The organism is uncultured Helcococcus sp. (assembly GCF_946998255.1).
GTDB lineage: Bacteria > Bacillota > Clostridia > Tissierellales > Peptoniphilaceae > Helcococcus.
In genome coordinates, this window is the sequence record NZ_CAMPYN010000091.1 from 1 (window position 1) to 2,889 (window position 2,889).

Here is a 2,889-nt window from a genome sequence, read left to right on the forward strand (position 1 = left end):
TTGATGTTACTGAGGCAAATAGGTCTAAGAAGATTTTAGAACTAAAAGGCTATGATTATATGCTTAGGTTTGATAAGAACTTCCCAGTAACAGATACCTTTGGTACAGCCTTTGAACTACTAAGTCTTTCATGTGAGAAGTGCAACGTAGAACTAGGCATGACGGAAAATGAGGTAAAAGCTTTTGTAAATGGAGAGGAAGTTCTGGCTATTTACCAAGACCATGATATTGAAACTTACAGGGACTTTATTCACTATATAGCATCGACCCTAGGTGCTTTTGCTGGGATTAGTCGTGATGGAAAATTAATTTTAAACAAGTATGCAGAAAGCATATCAACTGAAATTAAAACAAGAGAAAGATTTTCTTCATCAATATCAGATTTTAAGACAAGATATACAGCCATCAACTCAACAAATGCAAAGACTAAAATAGCTGAATACTATTCTTTAGAAAATGATGATGGCCTAACTATGAATCTTGGAATAAATCCACTTATGCAATTAGGACTTCCAGAAAAAAGAAAAAGAATGTGTGAGGCTCTTCTTACTGAAATTTGTAAGATTCACCACACACCTTTTGATATGGTAACCATAGGAGACCCCAGCCTCGATGTAGGAGATAGAATAGCTATTTCTTACGAAGAAGAAAAGATTGAGGGGCTTATTACTGACATTGAATACAAGATAAATGGAAAACATAGAATTCTTGGTGTAGGGAAGAACCCATACTTATCTAGGGCTAAAAGCAAGAATGATAAGAATATAGCAGGACTGTTAAATCAGATTGAATCTGAAAAATTAGTAGTTCATGCCTACTCCAACTATTCTGCCTTTAATATTTCAACAACAGATACTCCAATAATTCGTATAGAATTTGCCTCCAATAAAGAAACGGAGGCAATTTTTAATGCATCTATCTTGTTAAATATCATCTGTGATACTGAAGAAAAAACTAGAAAGATATCTAGAAAGGTTAAGAAACAAGTAGAGGTTTTAAATGAAGAAGGAAAAGCCTATGATCCTCCAAAGTTTGAAGAAAAAGAGGAAGTAGAAGAATTAGACTTTAATGAAAATGTAGAAATACCAACAAGGCTGGTTATTACTTATGTTTTTAATGATACGAAAATAGAACATCACATTCCAAAAGAAACCTACTTAGGTGGTGACCACATTCTAAATCTATTTTATCCATTAACTAAACTTCAGGAAAAGACGATGAACAACTTCTCAGTGCTTATTAGGCTAGAATCAGGACAAGCAATGATAGGTAAAGATAATGCTATCGCAGCTATATCTGGTCAATCTTTAGGTTCTACAGAGGCTTGGGATGGAAAGCTTAAAGTTGATGAATCCTGGAAGAGAATAGAACTTAGTCATTCATTCCTGCTTAGGAAATTGAAGGCTGAATACAAAGTTGAAAGTCAAGTCCCAAGATTACTAGTATTTAATGAAAAGGTAGGAAGATTTAAATATCAAGGATTAATGCTTGGAAAATATAAGGAAGAAATCACTACAGAATTTAAAGATAAGGAGGAAGGAAATGCTTAAGGGTAAATCAGTCATCGAACTAACTGATGTGAGGACAAATACGAAGGAGATATATGAAGATGAAAACTTAATAACTAATGCAGTTCCAGATTTATTAAGACTAAATCCATCAGGACTTATGTATCCAGTCGGAGAGGAACTTGTAACAAAATTTCACGAAGAGATTTTTCCAATTGCTAATAAATGCTATGGTGGAATTTTATTATTTGAAAACACTCTTGATGAAGATCCTAAAAAAATATATCCACCATCTGATAATAAGATTATTGGATATGCTTCAAATGATGTTAATTCAACGGATGCATCAAAAAGAGGGTCGGCTAACTTAACAGAATCTTCTCCCATAGAAAACGGATATAAATTTGTATGGGATTTTTCTACATCGCAAGCTAATGGAAGAATATCGTCACTGGCGTTGACCCATTATAGAGGAGGAAAATATTTCTATGGAGATACTCACGGAAGAGACCCGTTCCTACTTTTAAATAAAACAAAAATGAATTCTGATAGAGCTGTTACTGATATTTACCAAGGTTGTGTAGAATATGATATTGAAAACAGTACGCTTATATCAATCTGGCCTAAAAACAAGACTTCTATAGACATCGTTAAACTTAGAGAATCAATAACAGACATTGGCTTAAATGATCCAGTATATACAAAGGGAAATTATCAAGAAGAAAGAATGATTGTAGATGCAAAGGAGTTTTTTGACAAAGTATATTATTGGAAAGAAACATGTTTTTATAACGGACCAGATGGTTATTGGTATGGATTTGGGACTAAGTACAATAAGTTAATAAGGATGAGAATTTCCAAAAAAGATTATTCTACTACTGTGGATGAATGGTCTTTAAATGACATTAGCTTATACAAACTCGGAGATTATAAGGACCAAGATTCTAGTTATTGCGAAAGGAGAGTATATAGCTGCATAAAAGACGGCTATCTATATGCTATTGGTGCTGGAAATGATGATAACTTGTTATACAAGATTAACATTAATAATCCTGTTGATATTAGCAAATTTGATCTAGAATATGATATTCAAAGAATTACTTATTCTGGTGAATATATGTATTTATTTAATTGGGGAGATTATATTCTAGGGCATAAATTTTCAATAAATAAGAATGACGAAATTATTCGTAGAGATGATAAAACAGAGTACGAAGGTAGGAGCATTCCGTATTTAATGTCTACACCGCTTCAATTAGGACCATTAATGCTTGGTTATGGAGGCTATGAAAATTCGTTTTATAAACTTATATTTCTTCATACTCCATATCTTGGAACAATTAATAACCTATCAAGTCCAATATTAAAAACGGCAGATAAG

At 32.8% G+C, this 2,889-nt stretch carries 2 protein-coding genes; both read left to right on the forward strand.

The features are described 5' to 3' along the window. The coding region (locus Q0U66_RS05735) for a hypothetical protein (RefSeq protein ID WP_297378578.1) at positions 1 to 1,550 on the forward strand (1,550 nt) is incomplete at its 5' end. Beyond that, positions 1,543 to 2,889: hypothetical protein (locus tag Q0U66_RS05740; RefSeq protein WP_297378581.1), on the forward strand; the 1,347-nt coding region annotated here is incomplete at its 3' end. The genes Q0U66_RS05735 and Q0U66_RS05740, both read left to right, overlap by 8 nt.